Source organism: Nonomuraea sp. NPDC023979 (genome assembly GCF_040639085.1).
Classification (GTDB): domain Bacteria; phylum Actinomycetota; class Actinomycetes; order Streptosporangiales; family Streptosporangiaceae; genus Nonomuraea; species Nonomuraea ceibae.
The window spans coordinates 1-15,667 of record NZ_JBEZZG010000009.1 but is presented as its reverse complement, the minus strand read 5'-3'; the positions used below and the strand labels follow the sequence as shown (position 1 = coordinate 15,667).

The window sequence follows — 15,667 nt, the reverse complement described above, 5'->3', positions numbered from 1 at the left end:
CTCACACCGTCACCTCCTCGGCGGGCAGGTGGGCGGTGAACACCGCGCCGCCCGAGTTGCGCACCTTGACCCAGCCGCCCCGGCGCAGGCACGCCTGCCGGGTCAGCGCCAGGCCGAGACCGCGCGGCCCGGAGTGGGCCGCCTTCGTGGTGAACCCCTCCCGGAACACCTCCTCGACCAGGTCGGGCATGATGCCGGGCCCGGAGTCGCCGACCCGTACGCGCAGCCCGGCCGCGTCGGCCACGACCGAGACCTCGATCGTGCCGGCGGCGCCGTCGAGCGCGTCGATCGCGTTGGCCACCAGGTTGCCGACCACCAGCACCGCGTCCTGCGGGTCGCCGAGCACGTCCGCCGGCACCCGGGAGTCGCCGGAGAGCACCAGGCGGGCGCCGCGCTCGGCGGCCTCGGCCGACTTGGCCAGCAGCAGCGCGGCCAGCGTCGGGTCCTCGACCTTCTCGCGCAGGTCGCCGAGGTAGGCGGCCGGGGTGCCGCTGGTGATGAACGCGATCGCCGCCTCGTGCTCGCCCAGCTCCAGCAGCCCGACGACGGTGTGCATGCGGTTGGCGAACTCGTGCGCCTGGGCCCGCAGCGCTCCCGTGGCGCTGCTGGTGTCGTCCAGCTCGCGCGCCAGCCGTACGAGCTCGGTGCGGTCGCGCAGCGTGACCACCCAGCCGCGGTGCTGGCCGCGTACGGACACCGGGGTGCGGTTGAGCACCAGCACCCGGTCGCCGTGCAGGACGATCCGGTCCTCGCCCGGGTCGGCGCCGCCCAGCACGTCGCGCATCCGGTCGGAGACCGGCATCCGGGTCAGGTCGTCGCCGACGTCGCCGAGCAGCTCGCGGGCGGCGTCGTTGACCAGCGTCACCCGGCCTTCGAGGTCGAGCGCGAGCACGCCCTCCTTGACGCCGTGCAGCACGCCCTCGCGCTGCTCCAGCAGGGCGGCGATCTCACCCGGCTCCAGGCCGAACGTCTGCCGGCGCACCCGCGCGGTGATCAGCGCGGCCGCCGCGAGCCCGGCCAGCAGCACCGCCGTCGCCGTCCACAGCAACGGCGGCAGCGCCTCGGCGACCTCACCCGTGACGGTCGTCTCCAGCACGCCGACCGAGACCAGGCCGATGACGTCGCCGTACTCGTCCAGGACCGGCGTCTTGCCGCGCACGGTGACGCCGATCGTGCCCTTCTCGGTGCCGACCCAGTCGCGGCCGGTGGTGAGCACGTAGGTGCCGTCGGTCGACAGCTGCTTGCGGATGAGCGAGGCGTTGGGGTGGGCGTAGCGGATCTGGTCGTCGTTGGCGATCACCACGTAGTCGGCGCCGGTGGTCTGCTGCACGCTGAGCGCCAGCGGCTGGAGCACGGACTCCGGACGGCGCAGCTCGAACGCCTCGCGCACCTGCGGCAGCCCGGCCACGGACTGCGCGATGGCCAGCGCCCGCTGCTGGTAGCGGCCGTCGAGCTGGCTGCGCGTGTGCTGCGCCCACACGCCGGCGGTGCTCCCCACGGCGAGCAGCACGATCGCCATCTGGAGCACGAACAGCTGGGTGCCGAGGGAGGCGTCACGGACCCACTTCACGGTCCACATGCAAACACCCCGAGGTCACGGCGGTGTTGCGACCAATACGACCATTACGACGCCTACCGGCAAAGGCTCGACTCCGGCGGGGTACGGGCTCACCATGCGGTTCCCAAGAAGGTGAAATCCCCCCTTGGAGTGATCAATGCGTCTGCGCATACTCGCCGCCCTCGCGGCGCTCTCGGTCGCCGCGCTCACCGGCTGCGGCGACACCGGCACGGGCGGCGGCACCAGCGCGCTGCGGATCATGGCGCCGGCCTCGCCCGGCGGCGGCTGGGACCAGACCTCCCGCACGGCCGAGCAGGCGATCAAGGCCGCCGCGCCCGACCGCAAGGTCGAGGTGTTCAACGTGCCCGGCGCGGGCGGCACCATCGGCCTGGCCCAGCTCGCCGGCGAGAAGGGCAACGGCAACCTGCTGATGACGATGGGCCTGGTCATGGTCGGCGCCATCGAGCAGAACAAGTCCCAGGTCACGCTGGACGAGACCACGCCGATCGCCAAGCTGACCGAGGAGTACGAGATCGTCGTGGTCCCGGCCGAGTCGCCGCTGAAGACGCTGGCCGACCTGGTCGCGGCCTGGAAGGCGGACCCGGCCAAGGTCTCGGTCGCGGGCGGCTCGGCCGGCGGCACCGACCACATCGTGGCCGGTCTCATGGCCAAGGCCGCGGGCGTGGACCCCAAGCAGGTCAACTACATCGCGCACTCCGGCGGCGGCGAGGCGCTCAACGCGCTGCTCGGCAACAAGGTGACGATCGGCATCTCGGGCGTCGGCGAGTTCGCCGAGCACGTGAAGTCCGGCAAGCTGCGCGCGCTCGGCGTGACCTCCGGCGAGCGGCTGCCCGACCTCGACGCCCCCACCCTGAAGGAGGGCGGCCTGGACGTGGAGCTGGCCAACTGGCGCGGCATGGTGGCGCCCGGCGGGCTCAGCGACGCCGACAAGAAGGCGCTGACCGACCTGGTCACCAAGATGCACGACTCCCAGGCGTGGAAGGACGCGGTGGCCAAGAACGGCTGGATCGACTCCTTCCAGACCGGCCAGGAGTTCGCCGACTACCTGGCGGCCGAGCAGACCCGGGTCAAGGCGATCATCGCCGAGCTGGGCGTCGTCTCCTGATGCCCTCCGCTGATTCCGGCAAGCGCCCGCGCTGGTGGCGGCCCGAGCTCGGGCTGGCGCTGGTGGTGCTGGGGCTGGGCGTGTTCGTCGTCGTGGGCACGCTGGACGTGTCCGCGGCGGCCTCCCAGCTCGGCCTCGGCCCCCGCTTCTTCCCCATGCTCGTGGGCGGCGCCATGGTCCTCATCGGCCTGTTCTACGTGGCCGACGTGCTGCGCGGCGGGCGCGGCGACCCGGAGGAGAGCGAGGACGTGGACCCCGACGCGCCCGCCGACTGGCGCAGCGTCGGCCTGGTCAGCGGCGTCTTCCTGGGCTTCGCCGCGGTGCTCGACCTGCTCGGCTGGATCATCTCGGCGAGCCTGCTGTTCTTCGGCCTGTCGGTGGTGCTCGGCGCCGCCCACCGGCTGCGCGCCGCGGGCATCGCCGTGATCCTGGCCGTCACCACGTACCTGCTGTTCGTCAAGGGGCTGGGCGTCACGCTGCCCGCCGGGGTGCTGCGGGGGGTGATCTGAGTGGAGTCGGTGCAGCTCCTGCTCGACGGGTTCGCCGCCGCGCTCACCCCGGTCAACCTCATGTACGCGCTCATCGGCGTCACCCTGGGCACGCTGGTCGGCGTGCTGCCGGGGATCGGGCCGGCGATGACCGTGGCGCTGCTGCTGCCGATCACCTTCACGGTGCCGCCGGCCAGCGCGTTCATCATGTTCGCCGGCATCTACTACGGCGGCATGTACGGCGGCTCGACCACCTCCATCCTGCTCAACACGCCGGGCGAGTCGTCGTCGATGATCACGGCGCTGGAGGGCAACAAGATGGCCCGGCGCGGGCGGGCGGCGCAGGCGCTGGCCACGGCCGCCATCGGCTCGTTCGTGGCCGGGACCATCGCGACCGCGCTGCTCGTGGTGGCCGCGCCGGCCGTGGTGAGCTTCGCGATCTCGTTCGGCCCCGCCGACTACTTCGCGCTGGCGATCCTGGCGTTCACCGCCGTGTCGTCGGTGCTGTCGCGCTCGGTGGTGCGCGGCCTGGCCTCGCTCGGGTTCGGCCTGGTGATCGGGCTGATCGGCATCGACCAGCAGACCGGGCAGGCGCGGCTCACGCTGGGCCTGCGGCAGCTTCTCGACGGCGTGGACGTGGTGATCGTCGCCGTCGGGCTGTTCGCGCTCGGCGAGGCCCTGTACGTGGCGTCGCGGCTGCGGCACGCCGCGCCCGAGGTGGTGCCCGTCGGGCGGGCCTGGATGGGCCGCTCCGACTGGGGCCGCTCGTGGCGGCCGTGGCTGCGCGGGACCGCGCTCGGCTTCCCGTTCGGCGCGCTGCCCGGCGGCGGCGCCGAGATCCCCACCTTCCTGTCGTACGCGGCCGAGAAGCGGCTGGCGCGCGGCGTCGCCCGCGAGGAGTACGGCAAGGGCGCCATCGAGGGCGTCGCCGGGCCGGAGGCGGCCAACAACGCCTCCGCCGCCGGCACCCTCGTCCCGCTGCTGACGCTGGGCCTGCCCACGTCCGCGACCGCCGCCATCATGCTCGCCGCCTTCCAGCAGTACGGGCTGCAGCCCGGGCCGCAGCTGTTCGACCACAACCCGGCCCTGGTGTGGGGCATGATCGCGTCGCTGTTCATCGGCAACGCCATGCTGCTCGTGCTCAACCTGCCGCTGGCGCCGCTGTGGGCGCGACTGCTGCTGATCCCGCGCCCGTACCTGTATGCCGGGATCGTGGTGTTCGCGGCGCTCGGCGTCTACGCGCTGAAGGCCAGCGTCGTGGACCTGGTCGTGCTGTTCGTGCTCGGGCTGCTCGGGTTCGCGATGCGGCGCTTCGGGCTCCCGGTCGCCCCCGCGGTGATCGGGATGATCCTCGGGCCGATGGCGGAGATCCAGCTCCGCCGCGCCCTGGCCATCGGCGCGGGCGACGTGAGCGTGCTGGTGGAGAGCTGGGTGTCGGTGGTGCTGCTGCTCCTGTCGGGCGTGGCGCTGCTGACGCCGCTGTTCAGGAGGCTCTGGGCGCGGCGCGCCGCGTGACGCCCGCGGGCCCGGGACCGTACCCGGGCCCGCGGGTCACGCCGACGCGGTGGCGGCGGGCGCGGCCGAGCGGACCGCGCGGGGCGCGATCGCCAGGCCCGCCAGCGCCATCACCAGCGTGGCCGCGAACACCGCCCAGTAGGCGGAGCCGACGGCGGTGAACAGCGCGCTGGTGATCGCGACCGCCACCACCGAGAACACCGACTCCCCCACCTGCAGCGCCGAGCTGTTGACGCCCTCCTCGCCCGGAGCCGACAGCTCCAGCGTGAGCACCGACAGCGTCGGATAGATCAGCCCCATGCCGAACCCGGCCAGGATCCACGACGGGTAGGCCACCGCGACCGGCACCCCGTCGAACGTCACCGCGCCCATGAGCAGGATGCCGCCCGCCAGCGCGGCCGAGCCGAGCACCAGGTTCGTCATCCGGCCGAACACCTCGCGCCCCTGCAGCCACGACGCGAACGACCAGGTCACCGCGCCGCCGGTGATCGCGATCCCGGCCAGGAACGGCGACAGCCCGCGCTCCTGCACCAGCATGAGCGGCACGATCACCTCGGCGGCGAACAGCGCCCCGGTCGCCAGCCCGCGCAGCCCGACCACCGCCGGAAGCCCGCGGGCGGCCCGCAGCGTCCCGGCGGGCAGCAGCCTGGGCAGCGCCACGGCCAGGATGACCAGCCCGGCGACCAGCAGGACCGGCGACCCGCCGCTCCCGTACTGCATGAGCCCGGCCGCCACCGCCGTCACGGCCGCCCAGGCGACCTTGGCCGCCAGCCCCGGCGCGGGCGTGCCCTGGCCGCCGCGCACCGGCTGCCCGGCGACCCCGCGCGCCAGCACCAGCCCGCTCACCACGGTCAGGATCGGCACCAGCAGGAACACCCACCGCCAGCCCAGCGTGTCGACCACCAGGCCGACGATCGCCGGCCCCACCATCGACGGCACCACCCAGGCCGTGGCGAACAAGGAGAAGATCTTCGGATGCAGCTCCTCCGGGTACGCCCGCGCCACCACCACGTAGAGGGCCACGCTCACCAGCGCGCCGCCGAAGCCCTGCACCAGCCGCCCGGCGATCAGCGCCTCCATCGAGGGCGCCAGCCCCGCCAGCAACAGGCCGCCGATGAAACCGGCCACCCCGGTCCACAACGGCGCCAGCGGCCCGCGCAGGTCGGCCCACCGCCCGCCGAGCACCGTGCCCACCACGGCGGCGGCCATCGCCCCGCTGAACGCCAGGCCGTAAAGTCCCACACCGTCCAGATCCGCCGCCACGACGGGCATGGCCACCGCGACGGCGACGTACTCGAAGGCCACCAGTGACACCATCGCCACCAGGCCGGCTGTCAACGCAGTTCGTCTCATGGAACCCGACGTTAGGCCGTCGCTCGCGCGGGCACCTCCCGCCGCGGTCCTAGGTCCACCCGGTCAGATGGACCTAGGCCGCGTACGGACGTGCGGAACCGCTAGGCGGAGACGCCCAGCTTCTCCAGGATCAGCTCGCGCGCCCGAGCCGCGTCGGCCTTGCCCCGGCTGGCCTTCATCACGCCGCCCACCAGCGCGCCGACCGCCGCGATCTTGCCGGACCGCACCTTGTCGGCCGCGTCGGCGTTGGCCGCCAGCACCTCGTCGATGATCGCCGACAGCTCGCCCTCGTCGTTGACGATCTTGAGCCCGCGCTTCTCCACGACGTCGTCCGGCGTGCCCTCACCGGCGAGCACGCCCTCCAGCACCTCGCGGGCCAGCTTGTCGTTGAGCGCCCCGGACGCCACCAGCTCGGTCACCCGGGCGATCTGCTCCGGCGTGATCGGCAGGTCGGCCAGCGGCGTCGCCGTCTCGTTCGCGCGGCGGGCCAGCTCGCCCATCCACCACTTGCGCGCGTCGGCGGCCGGCGCGCCCGCCTTGACCGTCGCCTCGACCAGCTCGATCGCGTCGGCGTTGTGCATCGCCTGCATGTCGAGGTCGGACAGACCCCACTCGGCCTGCAGCCGCTTGCGCCTGACCGACGGCAGCTCCGGCAGCGCCGCCTTCAGCTCCGCCACCCACGCCGGGTCCGGCGCGATCGGCACCAGGTCCGGCTCGGGGAAGTAGCGGTAGTCCTGCGCCTCCTCCTTGGACCTGCCGGGCGTGGTGGTGCCGGTGTCCTCGTGGAAGTGGCGCGTCTCCTGCACGATCCGGCCGCCGCCGGCCAGCACGCCCGCCTGCCGCTCGATCTCGCTGCGCACCGCCCGCTCGACGCTGCGCAGCGAGTTGACGTTCTTGGTCTCCGTACGGGTGCCCCACTCGGAGGCGCCGCGCTCCATGAGCGAGACGTTCACGTCGCAGCGCAGCGAGCCCTCCTCCATGCGCACGTCGGAGACGCCCAGCGAGCGCATGATCTCGCGCAGCTCCGTCACGTACGCCCTGGCCACCTCCGGCGCGAGCCGGTCGGTGCCCGGGATCGGCTTGGTGACGATCTCGACCAGGGGGATGCCCGCCCGGTTGTAGTCGACGATCGAGTAATCGGCCCCGTGGATGCGGCCCGTCGCGCCGCCCACGTGGGTCGACTTGCCGGTGTCCTCCTCCAGGTGCACGCGCTCGATCTCGATCCGCACCGTCTCGCCGTAGACCTCGACGTCGATGTAGCCGTCGAAGCAGAGCGGCTCGTCGTACTGGGAGATCTGGTAGTTCTTCGGCATGTCCGGGTAGAAGTAGTTCTTCCTGGCCATGCGGCACCACTCGGCGATCGAGCAGTTGAGCGCCAGCCCGATCCGGATCGTCGACTCGATCGCGGCGGCGTTGGCCACCGGCAGCGCGCCGGGCAGCGCCAGGCACGTCGGGCACACCTGCGTGTTGGCCGGCGCGCCGAACGCGGTGCGGCAGCCACAGAACATCTTGGAGTTGGTGCCCAGCTCGACGTGCGTCTCCAGCCCGAGCACCGGCTCGAACCGTTCGAGCGCTTCGTCATAGACCATGGTCATAGCGACGGGGCCTCCTTCAGCAACGGGCCGCCCCAGCGGCTCTCCAGGGCCTTCTCGACGGCGGCGCCGACCCGGTAGCAGCGGTCGTCGCCCAGGACCGGGGCCATGATCTGCAGGCCGACCGGCAGACCGTCCTCGTCCGCCAGGCCGCACGGCACCGAGATGGCCGCGTTGCCCGTCAGGTTGGACGGGATGGTGTAGAGGTCGGCCAGGTACATGGCCATGGGGTCGTCGGCGCGCTCGCCGATCGGGAACGCCGTCGTCGGCGTCGTCGGCGAGATCAGCACGTCCACCTGCTGGTAGGCGGCCTCGAACTCGCGGGCGATGACGGTGCGGACCTTCTGCGCCTGGCCGTAGTAGGCGTCGTAGTAGCCGCTCGACAGCGCGTAGGTGCCGAGCATGATGCGCCGCTTGACCTCGGGGCCGAACCCGGCCGCCCGGGTCAGCGCCATGACCTCCTCGGCGCTGCGCGTGCCGTCGTCGCCGACGCGCAGGCCGTAGCGCATGGCGTCGAAGCGGGCCAGGTTGGAGCTGCACTCCGACGGCGCGATCAGGTAGTAGGCCGGCAGCGCGCTCGCGAACGACGGGCAGGAGACCTCGACGACCTTGGCGCCGAGCGACTCCAGGAGCTGGACGGCCTCGTTGAAGCGGGCCAGCACGCCCGGCTGGACGCCGTCGCCGCCGGCGAACTCGCGCACGACGCCGATGCGCATCCCGGCCACGTCACCGTTGCGGGCGGCCTCGACGACGGACGGGACCGGGGCGTCGATGGAGGTCGAGTCCATCGGGTCGTGCCCGGAGAACGCCTCCTGCAGCAGCGCGGCGTCGAGCACGTTGCGGGCGAACGGGCCCGGCGTGTCGAGCGAGCTGGCGAAGGCGATCAGGCCGTAGCGGGACGAGCCGCCGTAGGTCGGCTTCATGCCCACGATGCCGGTCACCGCGGCCGGCTGGCGGATCGAGCCGCCCGTGTCGGTGCCCGTCGACAGCGGCGCCTCGTAGGCGGCCACGGCCGCGCTGGAGCCGCCCGACGAGCCGCCGGGCACCCTGGTCAGGTCCCACGGGTTGTGCGTGAGCTGGTAGGCAGAGTTCTCCGTGGAGGAGCCCATGGCGAACTCGTCCAGGTTGGTCTTGCCCAGGATGACCAGCCCGGCCTCGCGCAGCCGGCGCGTCACGGTCGCGTCGTAAGGCGGGCGCCAGCCCTGCAGGATCTTGGACGCGGCCGTGGTCGGCATGTCGCGGGTGGTGAAGATGTCCTTGTGCGCGATCGGCACCCCGGCCAGCGGCCCGAGCTTCTCCCCCGCCTTCAGCCGGGCGTCGACGGCCCTGGCCTGCTCCAGCGTGGTCTCGCGGTCGACGTGCAGGAACGCCTTGACCTTGGGCTCGACCTCGGCCATCCGGTCGAGGTGCGCCTCGGCCACCTCGGCGGCCGACACCTCACCGGCGGCGATCATCGCGCCCAGCTCGGCGGCCGTCTTGCGGATCAGGCTCATGCCTCCTCCCCGAGGATGCGCGGCACCCGGAAGCGGTCGTCCTCGACGGCGGGAGCGCCCGAAAGGGCCTGCTCGGGCGTCAGGGACTGTCGCACCTCGTCGGGACGGAAAACGTTGGTCAGCGGGAGAGCGTGCGACGAAGGCGGCACGTCCTCGGCGGCGACCTCTGCCACCTTCGCGACCGACTCGATGATGGCATCGAGTTGCGTGGCGTAGTGGTCGAGCTCGTCGTCGGTGAGCGCCAGCCTGGACAACCGGGCCAGATGCGCGACCTCGTCGCGGGTTATGGCGGACATGAGTCGTTGAACCCGTTTCGTGGATGGAGTTTGGACACTCACATCCTAGGGGCGTCGGCCGATCGCCTCCGAACCATTACCCGTGCGCCGGTCCGCTGGTCAGGCGGTCTGGGTGACCTCGGAGCGAAGGTCGTAGGAGGCGTCGGCGCGGCGCAGCAGCCAGGCGGTGGCGTCGGCGGCGGGCATGGGCTGGCCGAACAGCCATCCCTGGCCGACGTCGCAGCCCATCTCGGCCAGCCGCAGGGCGACCTCGTCGGACTCGACGCCCTCGGCGACCGAGCGCAGGCCGAGGGAGCGGACCAGGTCGACGATGGAGCGGACGATGCGGTCGTCGTCCTCGGACTCGGCGATGCGGCGCACGAACGAGGCGTCGATCTTCACCTCGGAGACCGCCAGCCGCTGGAGCCGGATGAGCGAGGAGTAGCCGGTGCCGAAGTCGTCGAGCGCCAGGGGGACGCCGAGCGTGGCCAGGGCCTTGATGGTCTCGTGGGTGTAGGCCTGCTCGCCGGTCAGGATGCGCTCGGTGACCTCCAGCTGGATGGCGGCGGGCGGCAGCCGGAGCTTGGCCAGGCCGGCTTCGAGCTGTTCGGGCAGCGCGGAGCCGAGCAGGTCGCGGGCGGAGATGTTGACCGAGATCGGGATCTGCAGCCCGGTGTGCCACCAGCGGGCGGCCTGCTCCAGCGCCTCGTGGACGACGTACTCGGTGAGCTGGCGCATGAGGTAGGACTGCTCGGCGAGCGGGATGTAGTCGGACGGGGCGATCGGCCCGTGCACGGGGTGGTGCCAGCGCAGCAGCGCCTCGACGCCGTAGATGGCGCCGCCGGTGAGGCCGACCTTGGGCTGGTAGTGCAGCTTGAGGTCGGCGTTGTCGATGGCGCGGCGCAGGTCGCCGAGCAGGTTCAGGCGTTCGGGCGAGTTGCGGTCCTTGTCCGGCTGGTAGAGCTCCACCCCGGTGCGGCCTTCCTTGGCCAGGTACATGGCGACGTCGGCGCGCTGGAGCAGCAGCTCGAAGTCGGGGGCGTGGTCGGGGTAGAGGGCGATGCCGACGGAGCCGTCGAGGTCGAAGGACATGCCTTCGAGCCGTACGGGCTCGGTCAGCGCGGCCCGCAGCCGGGCGGCGACCTCGCGGGCCGCGTGGGCGTCGCGGATGGACGGCAGCAGCACCGCGAACTCGTCACCGCCCAGCCGGGCCACGACGTCGCCGGGCCGGACGGAGTGGGTGAGGCGGTGGGCGACCAGTTGCAGCAGCCGGTCGCCGACCGGGTGCCCCATCGTGTCGTTGACCTCCTTGAACCGGTCGAGGTCGAGGAGGAAGAGGCCGACCCGCTCGTCCTGGCGGGCCTCGGCGAGCGCCTCCTCGGTGGAGACGATGAGCATCTTGCGGTTGGGCAGCCCGGTCAGCTCGTCGTGCAGCGCCTGGTGGTCGCGGCGCATGGAGAGCGTGGCGGTGAAGTAAACGGCCGCGAGCGGCGCCACGAACAGCGGCACCAGCCCCGGCGAATGGCTCATGACGACGACGACCAGCGGGGCCAGGCCGAGGAGCGCGGCGTACACGAGGCTCTGCGGGCCGGCGGTGACCCGCAGGACGCGCACGATCGAGCGGCGCTCGTGCAGGGCGACCGCGCCGCTGACGAGCATGGCGCGGGCGGCGAAGTAGGCGACGCCGGACAGCGCGATGGCGAGCAGGTCGGGACCCGAGGGCACCCACGGCAGGGCGGCGCTGGGCACGATGCGGAACACGCCGAGCACCACGGCGGCGGTGGTCAGCGCGAGCGTCGACTGGGCGATGTTGAACATCACCCGGTGCCAGGCCTTGCGCGTGGCCACGCCGTTGACGACGACGGCGACGGCCTGCATGAGCGCGGCGACCGGCAGCCCGAAGTGGAGCAGCACGGCGAAGGTGAACATCGTCGACGGGTAGGTGCCGCCCACGGCGGTGGCGGACGACACCATGACGGGCCGCAGCTCACCGAGGACGACCAGGACCGCGAGCACCCAGAACAGCGGCGTGCGGACGAGCTCGGCGAACTCGGCGGTGTCGAGCCTGAGCAGGGCGACGACGAGCGCGGTGAAGCCGATCACGGTGACGCCCGCGAGGAACGCCCAGAGGGGCGTGCCGACGCGCGGTCCTGTGTCGCGGGTGTCGGTTGGGTCAGTCATCGGTAACAGAACCCCCATTAGGTCACTATGGGAGGGTACGACCTTAACTCCACTTCGCGAAACCAAGCGCGTACGTTCCGTCACGTCGCCTTCCCGGCATATACCCACCCAGCGTGTTATTAGCCCAACGCTACGTAGGCGGGGTTTCTTCCTTGAAGGCCAGCTCGGCGGCGGCTTCGGGGCCCTGTTCGAGCAGGGCGTGGAAGCCCTCGGCGTCCAGGATCGGCACCTTCAGCGAGAGCGCCTTGTCATACTTCGACCCGGCGTTCTCCCCCGCGACCAGGAACGACGTCTTCTTCGACACCGAGCCGGCCACCTTGCCGCCCCGCGCGGCGATGGCCGCGCCCGCCTGCTCGCGGGTGTGGTCGGGCAGCGTGCCGGTCACCACGAACGTGAGCCCGTCGAGCGTCTGCGGCAGCTCCTCGACGTCCGCGGGCGGCTCGTCGCGCATGCGCACCCCCGCCGCCTTCCAGCGGGTGACGATCTCGCGGTGCCAGTCGACCTGGAACCACTCCCGGATCGTCGCCGCCACGCGCGGGCCGATGTCGGGAACCTCGGCCAGCTCCTCCTCCGAGGCGTTCATGACGGCCTCGATCGACCCCATCGCACTGGCCAGCGCCTGCGCGGTGGGCGGGCCGACGTGCCGGATCGACAGCGCGACCAGGACCCGCCACAGCGGCGCCTCCTTGGCGCGGGCGAGCTCGTCCATCAGCAGGTGGGCGTTCTGGCTGGGCCGGCCGTCGACGTTGGAGAAGAACGAGACGACCTTCTCCTCGCCGGTCTTCTCGTCGAGCTTGGGCAGGCCGGAGTCCTTGTCGCGCACCACGGACCTGATGGGGACGAGCTGCTCCAGCGTGAGGTCGAACAGGTCGGCCTCGGTGCGCACCACCGGCTCCTGCGAGGGGATCGGCTGGGTGAGCGCGGTGGCCGCGACGTAGCCGAGGCCGCGGATGTCGAGGGCCGAGCGCCGCGAGGCGAAGAACAGCCGCTCGCGGATCTGCGCCGGGCAGCCGCGCGCGTTGGGGCAGCGCAGGTCGGCGTCGCCCTCGCGCTCGTAGGCCAGCTCGGTGCCGCACTCGGGACAGTGGGTCGGCATCTCGAAGGGCCGCTCGGTGCCGTCGCGCAGCGCGGCGACGGGGCCGATGATCTCCGGGATCACGTCGCCCGCCTTGCGCAGCACGACCGTGTCGCCGATGAGCACGCCCTTCTTGACCACCACGGCCGCGTTGTGCAGCGTGGCCCGCTCGACCGTCGAGCCGGACACCACGACCGGCTCCATCACCGCGAACGGGGTGATCCGCCCGGTGCGCCCCACGCCGACCTGGATGTCCAGCAGCTTGGTGTTGACCTCCTGCGGCGGGTACTTGTACGCGATCGCCCAGCGCGGCGCCCGCGAGGTGGAGCCCAGCTCGCGCTGGATGCGGAACCTGTCGACCTTGACCACCACGCCGTCGATCTCGTACGCCGGGTCGTGGCGGTGCTCGCGGTAGTGCTCGATGTAGGCGTTGACGCCGTCGAGGTCGTCGACCACCTTGTACAGGTCGCTGACCGGCAGCCCGAACTCGCGCAGCCGGTCGTAGACCTGCGACTGGGCCTGCGGCTCTGCCGCGCCCTCCCAGACGCCGACGCCGTGCACCAGCATGCGCAGCGGCCGCTGCGCGGTGACGCGCGGGTCCTTCTGGCGCAGGGTCCCGGCGGCCGAGTTGCGCGGGTTGGCGAACGGCGCGACGCCCTGCTCGACGAGCTGCTCGTTCAGGATCTTGAAGTCCTCGACCGGGATGTAGACCTCTCCGCGCACCTCGACCAGGCTCGGCACGTCGTCGCCGATGAGCCGGTGCGGGATGCCCTTGATCGTGCGCACGTTGGCCGTGACGTCGTCGCCGGTGCGCCCGTCGCCGCGGGTGGCGGCCCGCTCCAGCCTGCCGTCACGGTAGACCAGCGCCACGGCCAGCCCGTCGATCTTCAGCTCGCACAGGTAGGGGCCCGGGTCGTGCTCGGCCAGCCGCTCGGCCCTGGCCGTCCACTCCGCCATGCCCTCGGCGTTGAAGACGTTGTCCAGGCTCTCCATCCGGGCCAGGTGGTCGACTTTGGCGAAGTCGCCGGCCGCCGGGGCGCCGACCTTCTGCGTGGGCGAGTCGGGCGTCTGCAGCGACGGATGCTCCCGCTCCAGCTCCAGCAGCTCGTTGAACCACGCGTCGAACTGGGCGTCGCTGACCGTCGGCTGGTCCTCGACGTAGTAGCGGTAGCGTGCGTCCTCGACCAGCTCGCTCAGCTCGGCGTGCCGCTCCAGCGCGGTCACGGGCACGCCCCCTGCCTGCTCGCTCACCCCGTGCACTCCCTCCGTAGCCGCTCCAGCCTATTCGCTGCCAGGATCGTCCCGCAGCACGTCGGCGGCCCTCCGGCACGCCGCCAGCGCCGCCTTGGCGTAGGCGGGCGAGGCCTCGGCGAGCCCGCACGACGGGGTCAGCACGACCTGCCCGGCCAGCCGCTCCGGCGCGAACCCGAGCCGCCGCCACAGCTCCAGCGCCGGCTTGGCCACCACGCCCACGTCGGGCAGCCGCGCGTCCCTGCCGGGCACCACCCCGAGCAGCAGCCCGATCCCGGCCTCGACCAGCTCGCCGACGGCCTCCTCTTCGCGCCGCCTGATCAGCGACGCGTCCACCGAGACCGCCCGCACGCCGGCCCGGCGCAGCAGCGCGAACGGCGCCGACGGCGCGCAGCAGTGCACCACCGGGTCGGTGAAGGAGCGCAGCGACTCCTCCACCCGCCACTCCTCGACCGCCGCCAGCCGCCCGAACCCGGACGCCGTCGGCACCGTGCCCGCCAGCACGCCGGGCAGCCCCGGCTCGTCGAGCTGCAGCACGATCCCGGTCACGCCGGGCAGCCGCCGCCGCACGTCCGCGCAGTGGTCGGCGACGCCCTGGGCCAGCGAGGCGATCATGTCGCGCACGGCCCCCCGGTCGGACAGCACCTTGTCGCCGTGGCGCAGCTCGATCGCCCCGGCCAGCGTCCACGGCCCGCACACCTGCAGCTTGAGCGGCCCGGCGTAGTCGTGGCCGACCTCCTCCAGGCCGTCGAGGTCACGCCGGAGGTGGTCGAGCGCCCGCTGGTGGTCGCGGCCCGGCCGGCCGGCGATCCGCCACCCGGAGGGCTGGACCTCGACGGGCAGGTCCACGAGCAGCGCCGCCGTCCGGCCCACCAGGTCGGCCCCCACCCCCCGCGCCGGCAGCTCCGGCAGGTAGGGCAGGCCCGGCACCTCCCCGAACACGACGCGCAACGCCTCAAGATGATCCTCGCCCGGATGCGACCCGACTCCGGTGGCTCCCCACGTCAACATGGGACAAGCGTAGGCTCTCGAAGATGAAGCTCACGAAGTACGGTCACGCCTGCGTACGCCTGGAGAAGGACGGCAAGGTCCTGGTGGTCGACCCGGGCACGTTCACCGCCGATCCGGTGCTCGACGGCGCCGACGCGGTGCTGGTCACGCACGAGCACGCCGACCACCTCGACATCGACCGGCTGGCCGCCGCCTCGCCCGGCCTGGAGGTCTGGACCTGCGCCGCCGTCGCCGCCGAGCTGTCCGGCGTGCCGGTCCGGGTCCACGTGGTGGAGCACGGCGACGACTTCCAGGCCGCCGGTTTCTCGGTCCGGGTGTTCGGCGAGTGGCACGCCAAGAACCATCCGGACGTGCCGATCGTCAGCAATGTCGGGTTTCTCGTGGACGACGAGGTGTTCTACCCCGGCGACGCGCTGACGGTGCCGGGCGTCGAGGTGCCCACGCTGCTGGTGCCCACCAACGCGCCGTGGATGAAGCTGTCGGAGATGGTCGGCTATCTGCGGGAGGTGCGGCCCGCCCGGGCGTTCTCCACCCATGACGGGCTGCTCAACGACTTCGGGCTGGGCCTGGTCGACAACTACCTGCGGCTGGAGTCGGACGTGCAGAAGGCCGACATGCGGCGGCTGAAGACCGGCGAGTCGGTCACGCTCTAGGTGTACTTGGTCATGAACTTGGTGTCAGTCGGCTGATCGGTGGTCGGCCGCCGAGGGCTGTGTGTGGCCGGGTGGTGTTGTAGTGCTCGAGCCAGG

13 protein-coding genes are annotated in these 15,667 nt (G+C 72.4%); 4 read left to right on the top strand and 9 right to left on the bottom strand.

Annotation, left to right across the window (positions count from 1 at the left end; translation table 11 throughout):
* Position 1: 1 nt before the first annotated feature.
* Complete coding sequence (locus tag AB0G11_RS18155; RefSeq protein WP_219501063.1) at positions 2-1,579, bottom strand: sensor histidine kinase; 1,578 nt, start codon at positions 1,577-1,579, stop codon at positions 2-4.
* 136 nt (positions 1,580-1,715) lie between these two features.
* Here AB0G11_RS18155 and AB0G11_RS18150 point away from each other — a divergent pair, with 136 nt between their 5' ends.
* From AB0G11_RS18150 to AB0G11_RS18140, 3 genes are read left to right on the top strand one after another with little or no spacing between them, the layout of a single operon-like run.
* Positions 1,716-2,684 (top strand): tripartite tricarboxylate transporter substrate binding protein, encoded by a 969-nt coding sequence (locus AB0G11_RS18150; protein WP_219501060.1) that lies wholly within the window; start codon positions 1,716-1,718, stop codon positions 2,682-2,684.
* Complete coding sequence (locus AB0G11_RS18145; RefSeq protein WP_219501057.1) at positions 2,684-3,193, top strand: tripartite tricarboxylate transporter TctB family protein; 510 nt, start codon at positions 2,684-2,686, stop codon at positions 3,191-3,193. Before AB0G11_RS18150 ends, AB0G11_RS18145 begins: the two co-directional genes overlap by 1 nt.
* Positions 3,194-4,687, top strand: coding sequence for a tripartite tricarboxylate transporter permease (locus AB0G11_RS18140; RefSeq protein WP_219501055.1), 1,494 nt, complete (start codon positions 3,194-3,196; stop codon positions 4,685-4,687).
* 36 nt (positions 4,688-4,723) lie between these two features.
* Here the strand turns inward: AB0G11_RS18140 and AB0G11_RS18135 are convergent, their stop codons facing one another.
* The 7 genes from AB0G11_RS18135 to AB0G11_RS18105 form a co-directional block, all read right to left on the bottom strand.
* A complete protein-coding gene (locus AB0G11_RS18135; RefSeq protein WP_246644121.1) occupies positions 4,724-6,040 on the bottom strand; it encodes an MFS transporter in 1,317 nt (438 codons plus the stop codon).
* Between the two features lie 101 nt (positions 6,041-6,141).
* Entirely contained in the window at positions 6,142-7,629 is a 1,488-nt protein-coding gene (gatB, locus tag AB0G11_RS18130) for an Asp-tRNA(Asn)/Glu-tRNA(Gln) amidotransferase subunit GatB (protein WP_219501228.1), read from the bottom strand.
* A gap of 2 nt (positions 7,630-7,631) precedes the next feature.
* Positions 7,632-9,125 (bottom strand): Asp-tRNA(Asn)/Glu-tRNA(Gln) amidotransferase subunit GatA, encoded by a 1,494-nt coding sequence (gatA, locus tag AB0G11_RS18125; protein ID WP_219501052.1) that lies wholly within the window; start codon positions 9,123-9,125, stop codon positions 7,632-7,634.
* Complete coding sequence (gatC, locus tag AB0G11_RS18120; RefSeq protein ID WP_049556801.1) at positions 9,122-9,421, bottom strand: Asp-tRNA(Asn)/Glu-tRNA(Gln) amidotransferase subunit GatC; 300 nt, start codon at positions 9,419-9,421, stop codon at positions 9,122-9,124. Before gatC ends, gatA begins: the two co-directional genes overlap by 4 nt.
* 99 nt (positions 9,422-9,520) lie before the next feature.
* On the bottom strand, positions 9,521-11,581 hold the full coding sequence (locus AB0G11_RS18115; RefSeq protein ID WP_219501050.1) for an EAL domain-containing protein: 2,061 nt from the start codon (positions 11,579-11,581) through the stop codon (positions 9,521-9,523).
* 130 nt (positions 11,582-11,711) lie between these two features.
* Positions 11,712-13,916 carry an NAD-dependent DNA ligase LigA gene (ligA, locus tag AB0G11_RS18110; protein ID WP_219501048.1) on the bottom strand — a complete coding sequence of 735 codons (2,205 nt, stop codon included), beginning with the start codon at positions 13,914-13,916 and terminating at the stop codon, positions 11,712-11,714.
* A gap of 21 nt (positions 13,917-13,937) precedes the next feature.
* Entirely contained in the window at positions 13,938-14,918 is a 981-nt protein-coding gene (locus AB0G11_RS18105) for a methionine synthase (RefSeq protein ID WP_357586878.1), read from the bottom strand.
* A 23-nt stretch (positions 14,919-14,941) separates the two neighbouring features.
* Between AB0G11_RS18105 and AB0G11_RS18100 the strand changes: the two genes are divergently transcribed.
* The gene (locus AB0G11_RS18100; protein ID WP_219501046.1) at positions 14,942-15,571 is read left to right on the top strand and encodes an MBL fold metallo-hydrolase; all 630 of its coding nucleotides are present in this window, start codon (positions 14,942-14,944) and stop codon (positions 15,569-15,571) included.
* Between the two features lie 10 nt (positions 15,572-15,581).
* Here the strand turns inward: AB0G11_RS18100 and AB0G11_RS18095 are convergent.
* Positions 15,582-15,667: integrase core domain-containing protein (locus AB0G11_RS18095; protein WP_357587182.1), on the bottom strand; the 86-nt coding region annotated here is incomplete at its 5' end.